14 protein-coding genes are annotated in these 13,781 nt (G+C 59.0%); 12 read left to right on the forward strand and 2 right to left on the reverse strand.

Translation table 11 applies throughout. The features are described from left to right. From PS14A_RS06800 to PS14A_RS06855, 12 genes are all read left to right on the forward strand, one after another. The gene (locus PS14A_RS06800; RefSeq protein ID WP_249121169.1) at positions 1-1,704 is read left to right on the forward strand and encodes a fused response regulator/phosphatase; all 1,704 of its coding nucleotides are present in this window, start codon (positions 1-3) and stop codon (positions 1,702-1,704) included. A gap of 30 nt (positions 1,705-1,734) precedes the next feature. Next, positions 1,735-2,082: an Hpt domain-containing protein gene (locus PS14A_RS06805; protein ID WP_016771073.1), complete on the forward strand. Its 348-nt coding sequence runs from the start codon at positions 1,735-1,737 to the stop codon at positions 2,080-2,082. 105 nt (positions 2,083-2,187) lie between these two features. After that, positions 2,188-3,555 (forward strand): flagellar hook-length control protein FliK, encoded by a 1,368-nt coding sequence (locus PS14A_RS06810; protein WP_212615584.1) that lies wholly within the window; start codon positions 2,188-2,190, stop codon positions 3,553-3,555. 313 nt (positions 3,556-3,868) lie between these two features. Further along, positions 3,869-4,372, forward strand: a complete 504-nt coding sequence (gene fliL / locus PS14A_RS06815) for a flagellar basal body-associated protein FliL (protein ID WP_016771071.1) — start codon at positions 3,869-3,871, stop codon at positions 4,370-4,372. A 9-nt stretch (positions 4,373-4,381) separates the two neighbouring features. Further along, positions 4,382-5,350: a flagellar motor switch protein FliM gene (gene fliM, locus PS14A_RS06820; RefSeq protein ID WP_003222890.1), complete on the forward strand. Its 969-nt coding sequence runs from the start codon at positions 4,382-4,384 to the stop codon at positions 5,348-5,350. A 52-nt stretch (positions 5,351-5,402) separates the two neighbouring features. After that, entirely contained in the window at positions 5,403-5,864 is a 462-nt protein-coding gene (gene fliN / locus PS14A_RS06825; RefSeq protein WP_162999812.1) for a flagellar motor switch protein FliN, read from the forward strand. Next, positions 5,865-6,317 carry a flagellar biosynthetic protein FliO gene (fliO, locus tag PS14A_RS06830; protein ID WP_212615585.1) on the forward strand — a complete coding sequence of 151 codons (453 nt, stop codon included), beginning with the start codon at positions 5,865-5,867 and terminating at the stop codon, positions 6,315-6,317. Next, positions 6,317-7,075, forward strand: a complete 759-nt coding sequence (fliP, locus tag PS14A_RS06835; RefSeq protein ID WP_212615586.1) for a flagellar type III secretion system pore protein FliP — start codon at positions 6,317-6,319, stop codon at positions 7,073-7,075. Before fliO ends, fliP begins: the two co-directional genes overlap by 1 nt. Beyond that, positions 7,072-7,341 (forward strand): flagellar biosynthesis protein FliQ, encoded by a 270-nt coding sequence (fliQ, locus tag PS14A_RS06840; RefSeq protein WP_212615587.1) that lies wholly within the window; start codon positions 7,072-7,074, stop codon positions 7,339-7,341. Before fliP ends, fliQ begins: the two co-directional genes overlap by 4 nt. 3 nt (positions 7,342-7,344) lie before the next feature. Beyond that, the gene (fliR, locus tag PS14A_RS06845; RefSeq protein ID WP_039761194.1) at positions 7,345-8,130 is read left to right on the forward strand and encodes a flagellar biosynthetic protein FliR; all 786 of its coding nucleotides are present in this window, start codon (positions 7,345-7,347) and stop codon (positions 8,128-8,130) included. Between the two features lie 3 nt (positions 8,131-8,133). Continuing rightward, complete coding sequence (flhB, locus tag PS14A_RS06850; RefSeq protein ID WP_130912803.1) at positions 8,134-9,273, forward strand: flagellar biosynthesis protein FlhB; 1,140 nt, start codon at positions 8,134-8,136, stop codon at positions 9,271-9,273. 114 nt (positions 9,274-9,387) lie between these two features. Next, entirely contained in the window at positions 9,388-10,053 is a 666-nt protein-coding gene (locus PS14A_RS06855) for a hypothetical protein (RefSeq protein WP_212615588.1), read from the forward strand. Between the two features lie 140 nt (positions 10,054-10,193). On the opposite strand, the gene PS14A_RS06860 is transcribed toward PS14A_RS06855, so the two are convergent. Then, positions 10,194-10,553 (reverse strand): DUF6124 family protein, encoded by a 360-nt coding sequence (locus PS14A_RS06860; protein ID WP_212615589.1) that lies wholly within the window; start codon positions 10,551-10,553, stop codon positions 10,194-10,196. 550 nt (positions 10,554-11,103) lie between these two features. Next, the gene (locus PS14A_RS06870; RefSeq protein WP_212615590.1) at positions 11,104-13,683 is read right to left on the reverse strand and encodes a hypothetical protein; all 2,580 of its coding nucleotides are present in this window, start codon (positions 13,681-13,683) and stop codon (positions 11,104-11,106) included. Between the last annotated feature and the right edge of the window lie 98 nt (positions 13,684-13,781).

The raw sequence follows: 13,781 nt of genomic DNA on the forward strand, positions 1-13,781 counted from the left end.
ATGCAGGCGCAAGAGCCGCTGATCATTCTTATAGCCGAAGACAGCGCCGCCGACCGGCTGCTGCTGTCGACCATCGTCCGCCGTCAGGGTCATCAGGTGCTGACAGCGGCCAACGGTGCCGAAGCGGTTGCAACCTTTGCACGGCAGCAACCGGATCTGGTGTTGATGGACGCGCTGATGCCGGTGTTAGACGGCTTCGAAGCGGCGCGGCAGATCAAGGCACTGGCGGGGGAAGCGCTGGTGCCGATCATCTTCCTCACCTCGTTGACCGAGAGTGAAGCGCTGGCTCGGTGTCTGGAGGCTGGCGGCGACGACTTTCTGGCGAAACCGTACAACCAAGTGATACTCGCCGCCAAAATCAAGGCGATGGATCGCTTGCGCCGCCTGCAGGCAACGGTCCTGCAGCAGCGCGATCTGATCGCAAAACATCATGACTATCTGCTCAACGAACAACGAGTGGCCAAAGCGGTGTTCGACAAGGTCGCGCATTCCGGTTGCCTGAGTGCGCCGAACATCCGATACCTGCAATCGCCTTACGCGCTGTTCAACGGTGACTTGTTGCTGGCGGCGTACACGCCGGCCGGTGACATGCACATCATGCTCGGCGATTTCACCGGGCATGGTTTGCCGGCGGCGGTCGGGGCGATGCCGTTGGCCGAAGTGTTTTACGGGATGACCGCCAAGGGCTACGGCCTGGCCGAAACCCTGCGCGAGATGAACGCCAAGCTCAAGCGCATCCTGCCGGTGGACATGTTCTGCTGCGCCACGCTGCTCAGTCTGAGTTTCCAGAGCCGTTCGGTGGAGGTGTGGAACGGCGGCATGCCCGACGGTTACTTGCACCGCATGGCCAGTGGCGAACGCGTGCCGTTGCCGGCGCGGCATTTGCCCCTGGGGATTCTCAGCGCGCAAGCCTTCGATGACCGTACGGATGTGTATCCGATGGCCGTCGATGATCGGGTGTTTCTGTTATCGGACGGGGTGATCGATACCTGCGATGCCAATGACCAGTTGTTCGGCGTCGAACGCTTGCAGCAGGTGTTTGCGGCGAACCGCGAGCCGGATCGGCTGTTCGAGGATATCGAACAGGCCCTGCGCGATTTTCGCGGACAGGCCCGTGATGATGTGAGCATGGTCGAGGTCAGTCTGCTTGGGTCGGCGCAGACCCACGGCGCGGCACCGGTTTATTCCGACAGCGGCCAGTCGTGCCCGCTGAACTGGTCGGCCAGTTTCGAGTTTCGCGGCACCACGCTCAGGCGTTTCAATCCGTTGCCGTTCCTCTTGCAGTTGCTGCTTGAGGTGCATGGCTTGCGCGCGCAAAGCGGGGCGCTGTACAGCGTGCTCGCCGAGTTGTATTCCAATGCGCTGGAGCATGGCGTGCTTGGGCTGGACTCGAGCCTCAAACGCGATGCGGCAGGTTTCGCCCGCTACTATGAAATGCGCGCGGCGCGGCTGGAGGCGCTGCAAGACGGTTTCGTGCGCGTGCATTTGCAGGTCCAGCCGCAAGGCGAGGGCGGGCGACTGGTCATTCGCGTCGAGGACAGCGGCAATGGGTTTGATGTAGCGCGGGTCATGGAACGGCCCGTGGATAACGTCCGCTTGTCGGGACGCGGCATCGGGCTGGTCCGGCAACTGGGGCGCAACGCCAGTTGGTCAGACCAGGGTCGTAGTGCCAGCGTGGAGTTTTTCTGGGAGATTGAGGCATAATCCGCCCATTCTTGATCAAGGAGTGAGCAAGTGACAGACCCACATGTAGATCGCGAAGTCCTCGATACTTTGCGCGAGGTGATGGAGGACGGCTATACGGAATTGCTGGAGACTTTTCTGGCAGATTCGCAAAGCCGCCTGCACGAGTTGCAGGACAGCACCAGCGCCAAAGCGCTTTCCGATGTAGCCCATAGCTTCAAGGGCAGCGCCAGCAACATGGGCGCGGTTCGACTGGCCGAGTTGTGCCAGGATCTTGAGTCGAATGCCAAGGACAAAAGTCCGGAAGCGCTTGCTCAACTAGTGGCCGATATCCATTCCGAATTCGCCGAAGTACGCCCGGTGTACGAAAGCGAAAAGCACCACGCCCACATCCACTGAAGCTGCCGTCCGGCGCTTTTCGCAAGTGTCTGGCCAAACTGGCCCGGCACTTGCAGTCATCTTGCTCAACTGTACCTACGATCCCAGTGCAGCGGAGACCGTGTCATGCCTGCGACCCCCAACATTCTTCTTCAGACCGCCGCTCAGGCCAAGGCGCAAGCCGCCTCGGCCAAATCGTCGGCAATGGCCGCAGACGCCGGGGACAAGGCCTCAAGCTTCGCTAAAGTGTTCGCCGATCAGGCGCCGGCCAAGCCTGTCGTGACTGCCGATAACTCAGTCAAACCGGCACGCGACAAGGTCGCGGACAGCAGCGGCAAAAAGGATATCGGCAAAGATCAGTCTGCCGCGCCCGAGCCAGCAATTGCCGATAGCGGCAAAGCGTTGCCTGCTGACAAAGCGCCTGCGAGCGACGACGCGACAGCGACTGCCGATGACACCGCTGAAACCGTACAAACCCCTGTGGCCGATGCCGCGCCTGTAGACCCGGCGCTTGATCCGGCCTTGGCGCAAGTCGTCCAGCCACTGGTGCCAGCGCCTGTGGTGCAGGCCCCGGCAGTCGCCACGCCAGCCCAGCCGGAAACCGAAACGCCTGCATTGGCGGTCGTGTCGGGGATGGTCAAAGATCCGGCGGCCACCGACAGCGAATTTGATCCGACAGCCGACCCGCTCGATTCCCTGCCGGCCGTGCGCATGGCGATGGAGCAGGGCGGGCATATTTCCGCGTCCAGCCAAGCACAGCCGAAAGCCACGCCTGCTCAAGCTCAGGCTGACGGCGAATTGACCGCCGCCCAGAACTTCGCCGCCGGTATGGCCAGCATGCTCGACGTGCAGGCCGATAAGGACAGCACCAGCCAAGGCGGCGAAAAAGCCTTCAGTGGTTTGATCGATGATGGACTCAAAGATCTCAAAACCGCGACCAGCGACACCCGCGTCGACGACTTCGCCAACCGTCTGGCGGCCCTGACCCAGGCCGCTACGCCGAAAACCGCCAATGCGCTGCCGGTGAATCAGCCGATCGCCATGCACCAGAGCGGCTGGACCGAAGAAGTGGTCAACCGCGTCATGTACCTCTCCAGCGTCAATCTGAAGGCCGCCGACATTCAGTTGCAGCCGGCGGAGCTGGGGCGCCTGGATATCCGCGTGAACATGGTTCCCGATCAGCAGACCCAGGTCACCTTCATGAGCGCGCACCCGAGCGTGCGTGAAGCGCTCGACAGCCAGATGCACCGCCTGCGCGACATGTTCAACCAGCAGGGCATGGGCCAGGTCGACGTCAACGTTGCCGACCAGAACCGTGGCTGGCAGGGGCAGCAAGGCCAGGAACAGGCGCAGCAGGGCCACAGTGGCCGGACCAGCGCTGCTGGTGGCCGCCTGGATTCGGCGGATGAGGAATTGGCACCGGCTACTGTCGCTGAAGTGGCGGCGCAGACCACCAGCGTAATTGGCAGCAGCGCGGTCGACTATTACGCCTGAGCAAATCAAGAGCCCCTCACCCTAGCCCTCTCCCAGAGGGAGAGGGGACCGATTGGGGAATCTTGAAGAACTACGCCGACCTGAACGAGCATCGCTGAATCCGTCCCGCCCTGAACTTGCAATCACCTCGGTTGTGCAGGTCGATGTCCAGCCCCATTACATCTCGGTCGGCCCCCTCTCCCTCCGGGAGAGGGCTGGGGTGAGGGTGCCTTTGACTTTAGCGTCGTTCTCGACCTCCGACACTTCTGGCATAACACTTGCTCTTGCCTTGCCGTGCGACTGTGAAACCCCCGATTAGTGACGGATTATTGGCATGGCGAAGAGCGAAGCTGCAGCAGTAAAAGACCCCGCAACCAAAGGCAAACTCAAGCTGATCATCGTGATCGTGCTGGCGTTGCTGGTGGCCATTGGTGCATCCGTCGGGGCGACCTGGTTCTTCATGCACGGCGCGCAGAGCAAGCCTGCCGAGGCCGCTGAAGCAGCGCCGGTCGGTAAGCAGGCGGCGATTTTCGAGCCGATGGCGCCGGCCTTCGTTGCCAACTACAACCAGAACGGTCGTCAGCGCTACATGCAGGTGAGCATCACCATGCTGGCGCGCAATCAGGCCGATCTGGACGCGCTCAAAGTGCACATGCCGGTTATCCGCAACAACCTGGTGATGCTCTTCTCCGGTCAGGATTTCGCCACACTGGCAACCCCGGTCGGGCAAGAGATGTTGCGCCAGAAGGCCACCGCCAGCGTCCAGGAAGTGGCGCAGAAAGAACTGGGCAAAGTGGTCATCGAACAGTTGCTTTTCACTAATTTCGTACTGCAGTAGGAACACGACATGGCCGTGCAGGATCTGCTGTCCCAGGATGAAATCGATGCGCTCTTGCATGGCGTCGATGATGGTCTGGTACAGACCGATAATGCTGCCGAACCCGGCAGTGTCAAAAGCTACGACCTGACCAGCCAGGATCGCATCGTTCGTGGACGCATGCCGACGCTGGAAATGATCAACGAGCGTTTCGCCCGCTACACCCGCATCAGCATGTTCAACATGCTGCGCCGCTCGGCGGACGTGGCTGTCGGTGGCGTGCAGGTGATGAAGTTCGGCGAATACGTGCACTCGCTGTACGTGCCGACCAGCCTCAACCTGGTCAAGATCAAACCGCTGCGCGGCACCGCGCTGTTCATCCTCGACGCCAAACTGGTGTTCAAGCTGGTGGACAACTTCTTCGGCGGCGACGGCCGTCACGCCAAGATCGAAGGGCGGGAATTCACCCCGACTGAATTGCGCGTGGTGCGCATGGTGCTCGAGCAGGCCTTCGTCGATCTGAAGGAAGCATGGCAGGCGATCATGGAAGTCAATTTCGAGTACATCAACTCGGAAGTGAACCCGGCCATGGCCAACATCGTCGGCCCGAGCGAAGCGATCGTGGTCTCCACCTTCCACATCGAACTCGATGGCGGTGGCGGCGACCTGCACGTGACCATGCCGTACTCGATGATCGAGCCGGTGCGCGAAATGCTCGACGCCGGTTTCCAGTCCGACCTCGACGACCAGGACGAGCGCTGGGTCAACGCCCTGCGCCAGGACGTGCTCGATGTCGACGTGCCGATCGGCGCCACCGTGGCGCGCCGCCAGTTGAAGTTGCGCGACATCCTGCACATGCAACCGGGCGATGTGATCCCGGTCGAGATGCCGGAAGACATGATCATGCGCGCCAACGGCGTGCCGGCCTTCAAGGTCAAGATGGGCTCGCACAAAGGCAACCTCGCGTTGCAGGTGATCGAGCCGATCGAGCGTCGCTGAGGCGGCGCTTTTCACCCCCGTATTTAACCGAATTGTTGCCCGCCGAGGACACATGATGAACGACGATATGAACGCGCAGGACGACCAGGCACTGGCCGATGAATGGGCTGCGGCCCTGGAAGAAACCGGTGATGCCGGCCAGGCTGACATCGATGCACTGCTGGCCGCCGACGCCGGCACTTCCAGCTCCAACCGTCTGCCGATGGAAGAGTTCGGCAGCGTGCCGAAGAACAATGATCCGGTGACCCTCGACGGGCCGAACCTGGACGTGATCCTCGACATTCCGGTATCGATTTCCATGGAAGTCGGCAGCACCGACATCAACATCCGCAACCTGCTGCAACTCAACCAGGGTTCGGTGATCGAGCTTGATCGTCTGGCCGGTGAGCCGCTCGACGTGCTGGTCAACGGCACCTTGATCGCCCACGGCGAAGTAGTAGTGGTCAACGAGAAGTTCGGCATCCGCCTGACCGACGTGATCAGCCCAAGCGAACGCATCAAGAAGCTGCGCTGAGTGAAAAGGTTTCTCTGGGTTCTGCTGGCATGGCCGTTGAGCGTGCTGGCTGCCGAGCCGAGCGCAACCACTGCCACGCCTGCCGCCACCGCGCCAATGGTCAACAGCGGCGTGGCCGGTCAGTTGACGCAACTGGTGTTCGGTTTGCTGCTGGTGCTGGGCTTGATCTTCTTCCTCGCCTGGCTGCTGCGCCGCGTGCAACAGGCGGGGCCGGCAGGCAAGGGCCAGGTGATCGAATTGATCGGCTCGCGCGCGCTCGGCCCGCGTGACCGATTGATGCTGGTGCAGGTCGGCAACGAGCAGATTCTGCTCGGCCTCAGCCCCGGCACCATCACCGCGCTGCATGTGCTCAAGGAACCGGTCGAAGTCCCCAGCGCCAGTGAAAAAGCGACGCCGGAATTTGCTCAGCATCTGCTGAAAATTCTCGGCAAGGACCAAAAGGATACGAAGTAATGGGTGCGCTCCGCATCGTCTTGTCGCTGCTGCTGTTGCTGGCCGCGCCGCTGGCGTTCGCCGCCGATCCGTTGTCGATCCCGGCGATCACGCTGGGCACCAATGCCGATGGCGCGCAGGAATATTCGGTCAGTCTGCAGATCCTGCTGATCATGACCGCGCTGAGCTTTATTCCAGCGGCGGTCATTCTGATGACCAGTTTCACGCGGATCATCATCGTCTTCTCGATCCTGCGTCAGGCCCTCGGCCTGCAACAGACGCCGTCGAACCAGATCCTCACCGGCATGGCGCTGTTCCTGACGCTGTTCATCATGGCGCCGGTGTTCGACCGGGTGAACAACGATGCGCTGCAACCGTATCTGGCGGAAACCCTCACCGCACAGCAAGCGGTGGAAAAGGCTCAGGTGCCGATCAAGGACTTCATGCTCGCGCAGACCCGCACCAGCGATCTGGAGCTGTTCATGCGCCTGTCCAAGCGCACCGACATCGCCAGCCCGGATCAGGCGCCGCTGACCATTCTGGTACCGGCATTCGTCACCTCCGAGCTTAAAACCGCGTTCCAGATCGGCTTCATGATCTTCATCCCGTTCCTGATCATCGACCTCGTTGTCGCGAGCGTGCTGATGGCCATGGGTATGATGATGCTCTCGCCGCTGATCATCTCGCTGCCGTTCAAGATCATGCTGTTCGTGCTGGTCGATGGCTGGGCGCTGATCATCGGCACTCTGGCCAGCAGTTTTGGAGGTGTTTCGCCATGACCCCGGAAGTCGCGGTCGATACCTTTCGTGAAGCCCTGTGGCTGACCACCATGATGGTCGCCATCCTGGTGGTGCCGAGCCTGCTGGTCGGCCTGCTGGTGTCGATGTTCCAGGCCGCCACGCAGATCAACGAACAGACCCTGAGCTTCCTGCCGCGTCTGCTGGTGATGCTGGTGACCCTGATCATTGGCGGTCCGTGGATCGTGCAGACGTTCATGGAGTACATCATCCAGCTGTACAAAAACATTCCGATGGTCATCGGCTAAGCCATGCAATCGCTGCTTCAGCTGACCGACACCCAGATCAGCACTTGGGTGGCGTCGTTCATGTTGCCGCTGTTTCGCGTGGCGTCGATGCTGATGGTCATGCCGGTGTTCGGCACCACTCTGATTCCGCGTCGCGTGCGTCTGTATTTCGCCGTGGCGATCACCGTGGTCATCACCCCGGCGCTGCCGCCGATGCCCGCCGTCAGCCCGCTCGACCTCAGCGGCCTGCTGCTGATCGGCGAGCAGATTCTGGTCGGCGCCGTACTGGGCTTTTCCCTGCAACTGTTCTTCCAGGCGTTTGCCGTCGCCGGGCAGATTGTCGCAGTGCAGATGGGCATGGGCTTCGCCTCGATGATCGACCCAACCAACGGCGTTTCGGTGGCGGTGATCGGGCAGTTCTTCACCATGCTGGTGACGTTGCTGTTTCTGTCGATGAACGGCCACCTGGTAGTGTTCGAAGTCCTCACTGAAAGCTTCACCACTTTGCCGGTCGGCGGCGGTTTGATGGTCGAGCATTACTGGGAACTGGCCGGCAAACTCGGCTGGGTGCTCGGCGCCGCGCTGTTGCTGGTGTTGCCGGCCGTCACCGCACTGCTGGTGGTCAACATCGCTTTCGGCGTGATGACCCGCGCCGCGCCGCAACTGAATATCTTCTCGATCGGTTTTCCGCTGACCCTGGTGCTCGGCCTGTTCATCGTCTGGGTGGGGCTGGCGGACATTCTCAACCAGTATCAACCGCTGGCCAGCGAGGCCCTGCAGTTGCTACGCGAACTGGCACGGGCGCGCTGAGTCATGGCAGAGAGCGAGAGCGGTCAGGACAAAACAGAAGACCCCACGGAGAAACGCAAAAAGGATTCCCGTGAAAAGGGTGAGATTGCCCGCTCCAAAGAACTCAACACCCTCGCCGTGATGATGGCCGGTGCCTCTGCGCTGCTGATTTTCGGCGGCATGCTCGCGCAAGAACTGATGGACGTGATGCGCTTGAACTTCACCCTGTCGCGCGAAGTGGTCATGGACCAGGGCGCCATGGGCCGGTTCTTGCTGGAGTCGGGCCTGATTGCCTTGCTGGCGATTCAGCCAGTGATGATCACCCTGTTGCTCGCCGCCGTGATCGGGCCGATCTCCCTCGGTGGCTGGCTGTTCGCCGCAAGCTCCCTGGCACCCAAGTTCAGCCGAATGAACCCGGCCGCCGGCCTCAAGCGCATGTTCTCGTTCAAGGCTGTGGTCGAACTGCTCAAGGCACTGGCGAAGTTTCTGATTACCCTGGGCGTGGCCCTGGTGGTGTTGTCTGCCGACGTCGATGACTTTTTGCGCATCGCCCACGAGCCGCTGGACATGGCAATCATCCACAGCGTGTTGCTGGTGGGCTGGAGCACCCTGTGGCTGGCCTGCGGCCTGATCATCATCGCCGCCGTCGACGTGCCGGTGCAGCTCTGGGAAGCGCACAAGAAACTGCTGATGACCAAGCAGGAAGTGCGCGACGAACACAAGGACCAGGAAGGCCGCCCCGAGGTCAAGCAACGCATCCGCCAGACCCAGCGCGAAATGTCCCAGCGCCGCATGATGTCGGCGATCCCCGAAGCCGACGTGGTCATCACCAACCCGACCCACTACGCCGTCGCGCTCAAGTACGACTCGGAAAAGGGCGGCGCCCCGGTGCTTCTGGCCAAGGGCAGCGACTTCATCGCCTTGAAAATCCGCGAAATCGCCGTGGCCAATAACGTCATGCTGCTCGAGTCGCCTGCGTTGGCGCGCTCGATCTATTACTCAACTGAGCTTGAGCAGGAAATTCCTGGCGGGCTGTATCTGGCAGTGGCGCAGGTGTTGGCTTACGTCTACCAGATCCGCCAACACCAGGCGGGCAAGGGCAAGCGGCCGGATCCGTTGAAAGATGATTTGCCGATCCCGCCGGATTTGCGTCGGGATTCCTGATGGTTACCGCTCGTCTGGAAAGTCTCTCAACCTGTCAACTCTGACAGTAGACGCCGCTATCCAACCGCGTTGCTATGCACTTGGGAATAATCCCTGAGCGCAGAGATAGAGATCATGGCAGAGCGAATCTATAAAAAACTCGAAGGAATGACACTGGACTACGTTTCAGGACAGCTGGAGCAAAACCCCAAAGAACGATCCATACGGTACACGGTGAGCTTTGACCTCGATCTCGACTTCACCCACTTCGTGCAGATGGCCAACGTTTATATCCCCGATTATCTGAACAACCCGGTCAATGCCATCAGGCCTGAACTGGACGGATTGGCTTACCACTACTCCTACAACTATCTGTTCGATAGCGCGGGCAATGTCGGACACAAAATGGCCTTGTTCGCGCTGTTCACATCGCCACGTTATTACATGGATCAATGGGCCTCGAATGCTGATCTGGAGGTGCGCTATAGCAAGCCTGCGTTTCAGATCGTCGGGCAAAAGTTGCGTATCACTGCAAGCCGGGACTTCCGATTGCTGCACGACAGCGGCCTGATCACGATCGATGATTTACCTTTAATGCAATTTCATTGGGCGCTGAACCTGTTGCAGGCTGGCTTGGCCATTCCGAAAATCACAGCGCCAACGACCAAAGTCGTGCTCATGTACATGCACGAGGATTTCGTCGAGGTTGAAGGCCAATCGGTATTTCGAGGCGTGAAGTATGTCGATCGCAATCAGCTGGCTTTCGGCGAAATCACGGCCAAGCAGATACTGACTGCTTAGTAGCTCGCCCACTGATGATCTTTCCCACGGCGCAACAAAGGAATGCAGCCCGGTAAGCTCCGCTTCGCTTCCAAAGCCGAACGCAGAGCGTCCGTTGAGGCATTCCCACGCGGGAGCGTGGGAACGATCATTGCGCCGTGCTACTGCGGCAATTCCAGATTATCCAGCACCCGATTCACCGCCAATTCCCCAAGCATGATCAACTGCGCGATCCCCATCAGCGTCCGCCGCTGCGATGGCTTCACCAGTCCGGCGAATTCCTGGGCGATGGTTTTCGCGGAGGCGAGGGTTTCGCAGGCGTTGGCCAGCAGGTCTTCGTTTTTGGTGTCGGCGGTGACGGCGTACATGGCGCGAGGGCTGAAGGGCGGTGGGGTGGAGCCGGGTGGGCAGAGGTAATGGTCTAGGGCGCGGTCGGCGGCTTTGTGAAGTTTTTTTGAGTCGAGGGATTCGTAGGGGGAGGTGGGGTCGGATTCGGGTGGGTTGGGTGCTGGTTTGATCATGGTGAGACTCCGTGGTTGATTTGGCCGCCACGGCTCATCGCTAAACAAGTAAAGGTGGCGGCTGTACGCAGGTTAGCGATCCGGGTCACAGAAACCCCGGGTAGACCCGAAGGTCTCCCACGCACAGCCACCATGACGCCAAGTGCAGATAGACAAGTTGCAATTGAGACTGGGGATTGTTGCGTCTGTAGGGTGTCGGATCGCTAAACCCGGTCGCTGATTCGTCAGCGACCGATTCACGATAAGGCTCAACCCCAAGGCGCACAAGCCGGCGGATTCTGGCGTAGCTGTAGGCAATGGCGCAAGAACTTGTAGCCTTGAAGGCGTGTCCTGACGTGTCTTTTAAACACCAGGGGTCAAAAGGAAATTTGTGCTGACCTCACGGGCCCCCTCGGCCAGTAGAAAACTCACGGCTAAAGCCCCCTCCGTTTAAATTAGTGGCGAAAGCTGAAAGGCTTCTTGCAGTAGCCGTAAGTTCGCTCGTCGCGTCAAAAGTCTGTTTTATAAGAAAGTGAATAAAGGCGTTGCCTTTTTCGATTTCAAATGACAGCTAACGCTCTTGGATCCATATATTGTCTATGTCGAAGTCATTGCCGTGTCCAGAAGGAGTGTAATTCCAAAGCCCTAGCGTTACGTTTTCGGTTGATAGGGCTGTATATACACCCGCGCCGGTTTTCCAAACGTCTTTAGCCCTTCCCGTGTTCACTTTGGCACCTATAACTACGTTGTTGATTCTCAAATCCAGGACTGTCGAATAAGTGCCTAGCGATCGAGCTACCACAGAAAATCCAAAGTCATAGGTTACTCCAGATACTACCGATATCATTATTTTCATTACCAGCCCGGAGTAGTCCGAGGATTTGTCGGTAAACGTCTTAATAGCACCGCCATTCGCAACTAATTCCCCCCTATATGCACCCTGTGGGGCCCATCCCTGAAAAGTGTTGTCATCAAAATCCCACGTGATCGCAAGTTTACGTCTTACCGTTAGGTTTCGCGCATCAGATATCAGATTGTTGCCATACAATGCCTCGGCAAACAACCGATGTGGGCCAACTTCCACAGTTATCGTCTTTTCCCACTCGCCCGTCTGCATATCGGCTCGGGCTGTTCCTTTCGACTCTGCACCTGTGTCGCTTCCGTCATAGACCTCGACTTCTTTATCCTCGCTAGCCGTACCTCTTAGAGTCAATGTGGTACTGACGGTCGTCATCCCTTCGGGTACTTCAACATCCTTGTCGTTCAGAACGTTGTCGAGTGTCGGTCGTACCTCACACTTCAATATATAAGTGCGTATAGGTAAGGCAACTGCCGTCGCTGTATTGGCGGCCCCGCCTAAGTTTACTTTCAGGGTGGTTGTCTGTTCAGTCCCATGCTTGAGTTCTTTCAGCCACTCAACAGGCGCCTCTACCGACAACCCATCTACCGAATCATTAGGCTCTCCCGACCTGACGTTCTTGCTGACGGGATCACCATTCTTATTAAAACCTGCACACGTGACCCAGATCGGTTGCCCCGGCTCGAACAAGGGCCATTTCACCGCGAGAATCCGTGCGTCTGGTTGAAGTTCATAAATCTTCAACACGCCGCTGACGTTGCCGGCGATGTTCGGCATCGGTAAACGTGAGTCTCCATCGGCAATCTTCATGACATCAAACCTGGCTGCTGGTGACTCTCCGGCAGGCGCTCCAGCGCGAATCAGATCCCAACGAAACTCAATCGCCTTGCCATGCCAAGCCGCCAGAAACGCAGCACTCAATAAAATCTCCGCAACCCCATCAATAAAATCCACCACCGGAAACGGCGGCGTTCCGGCCGGCGCGTTTACCTGGACGAATTGGGCTTTATCATCTGTCTGTGGTGTGAAACCTGTTACCTGCAGCTTCACTCCTGCCGGATTATCCAAAACGTCAATCGGCACTGTTGCTGGCATCAAGGCTGGCGGTGGTAGTTCGATCGGAGCAGTGCCGATCACGACAGCGCTGGCTATGTTGGACGTGCCTACCAAACCAACCCCGGGTCTACGCACTTCATAAGTCGCCGTCACTTTACTGTCAGCGAATACCTTGTTTCTGGCCACCTCAAGGAAGCAGGGCAGTTTCCCTATGAACGGTTTCTCCTCAACGTTACCCCTGACGACCTCCACCACATCCGTGGGTTGTCCGGTATCAGTCGCAGTGTAAGTCGCTACGATTTCGTCACCCACTTCAATGCGCGGATCTTTGGTCAGCACAACCATCAGCAAGTTGTTATTCCCCAGCTTCTCCAGATCGATGATCTCGGCAACGTCACCCGGATAGTCCTCTTCGCGTTCCAGCAGGATCAGCTTCGGCAGAAGGGTGCCGTCCAAATCCTCATTCACCGTCTGCACCGGTGACCAGGGCGCATCGGTGTCTGGGCCGTTGCCGATCTGGTCGGTGACGGTGTAAGAAAAATGCAGTTTCTTGTCTTGCCGTTTCGCCTTGTCGAGAAACGCGCGGGTGACGGTGAAACAGATTTTGATGGGAGCCTCGGAGCCGGGGAAGAGGGGCGCCTGGGTCGGAAGGACTCTGGGTTTTGGTTCGAGAAATTCACCGTTGCACTTCAGCGTGATGACGTCGTGCGCCCGGCAATACGGGTACTGGACGCACACCTCGGCGCTGACGAAGTCTGGGCCGACGCCGTTCTTGATCACGTCCGGTAGCAGCAATTCAAGTTCTGAGTGGCCGCCAGGTGCGTCGTATCGATCCTTCAGGCCGGGACGAATGCGGTTGTAGTGGATCGTCAGTGTTGTGGAGGTGCCGATATTGTCGCTGCCGCGTCTGACGGTATAGTACAGCTCGTTTATCCGGTCCGGATGCAATCGACCCCTCGGGATGCGCAAGGTGGTGCGCTTATCAGGATCGACAATGGTTTCACTGTCCAGTACCGCCGATTCCGCCTCGAGCCATAGCTCCATTACGTCATTAGGATCCATGGTGCCTGACAAGGGCGGATCCGCAAATACAATGGCGCCTTCGCCGTCGGTGACCAGATCGTAGGCCACTATGGAAAGGCCAATCATTGCGCCTTCTACTGGCACGGTGCGACCGTTGACGATTGGGGGCGCTAGCGCCAGAACGGTGTTGTCCGGTTGGGTGGATTGGCTCATCGGTGATGCTCCTGCGCGGTTGATATCAGCAGGGTTGATGAGAGCGTTAAATTGAAAATCGCACACCTGTAAGATCTGACAGTCGCGACGAACGGTCA

The organism is Pseudomonas sp. 14A, from assembly GCF_018132745.1.
GTDB classification, from domain to species: domain Bacteria; phylum Pseudomonadota; class Gammaproteobacteria; order Pseudomonadales; family Pseudomonadaceae; genus Aquipseudomonas; species Aquipseudomonas mercuritolerans.

Excerpts from the sequence above, each read along its gene's own strand:
- flhB (WP_130912803.1), top strand. The coding sequence starts at position 8,134 with ATGGCAGAGAGCGAGAGCGGTCAGGACAAAACAGAAGACCCCACGGAG.
- fliN (WP_162999812.1), top strand. The coding sequence starts at position 5,403 with ATGATGAACGACGATATGAACGCGCAGGACGACCAGGCACTGGCCGAT.
- fliL (WP_016771071.1), top strand. The coding sequence starts at position 3,869 with ATGGCGAAGAGCGAAGCTGCAGCAGTAAAAGACCCCGCAACCAAAGGC.
- PS14A_RS06800 (WP_249121169.1), top strand. The coding sequence starts at position 1 with ATGCAGGCGCAAGAGCCGCTGATCATTCTTATAGCCGAAGACAGCGCC.
- PS14A_RS06860 (WP_212615589.1), bottom strand. The coding sequence starts at position 10,553 with ATGATCAAACCAGCACCCAACCCACCCGAATCCGACCCCACCTCCCCC.
- fliM (WP_003222890.1), top strand. The coding sequence starts at position 4,382 with ATGGCCGTGCAGGATCTGCTGTCCCAGGATGAAATCGATGCGCTCTTG.
- fliR (WP_039761194.1), top strand. The coding sequence starts at position 7,345 with ATGCAATCGCTGCTTCAGCTGACCGACACCCAGATCAGCACTTGGGTG.
- PS14A_RS06810 (WP_212615584.1), top strand. The coding sequence starts at position 2,188 with ATGCCTGCGACCCCCAACATTCTTCTTCAGACCGCCGCTCAGGCCAAG.
- PS14A_RS06855 (WP_212615588.1), top strand. The coding sequence starts at position 9,388 with ATGGCAGAGCGAATCTATAAAAAACTCGAAGGAATGACACTGGACTAC.
- PS14A_RS06870 (WP_212615590.1), bottom strand. The coding sequence starts at position 13,683 with ATGAGCCAATCCACCCAACCGGACAACACCGTTCTGGCGCTAGCGCCC.
- fliQ (WP_212615587.1), top strand. The coding sequence starts at position 7,072 with ATGACCCCGGAAGTCGCGGTCGATACCTTTCGTGAAGCCCTGTGGCTG.
- fliP (WP_212615586.1), top strand. The coding sequence starts at position 6,317 with ATGGGTGCGCTCCGCATCGTCTTGTCGCTGCTGCTGTTGCTGGCCGCG.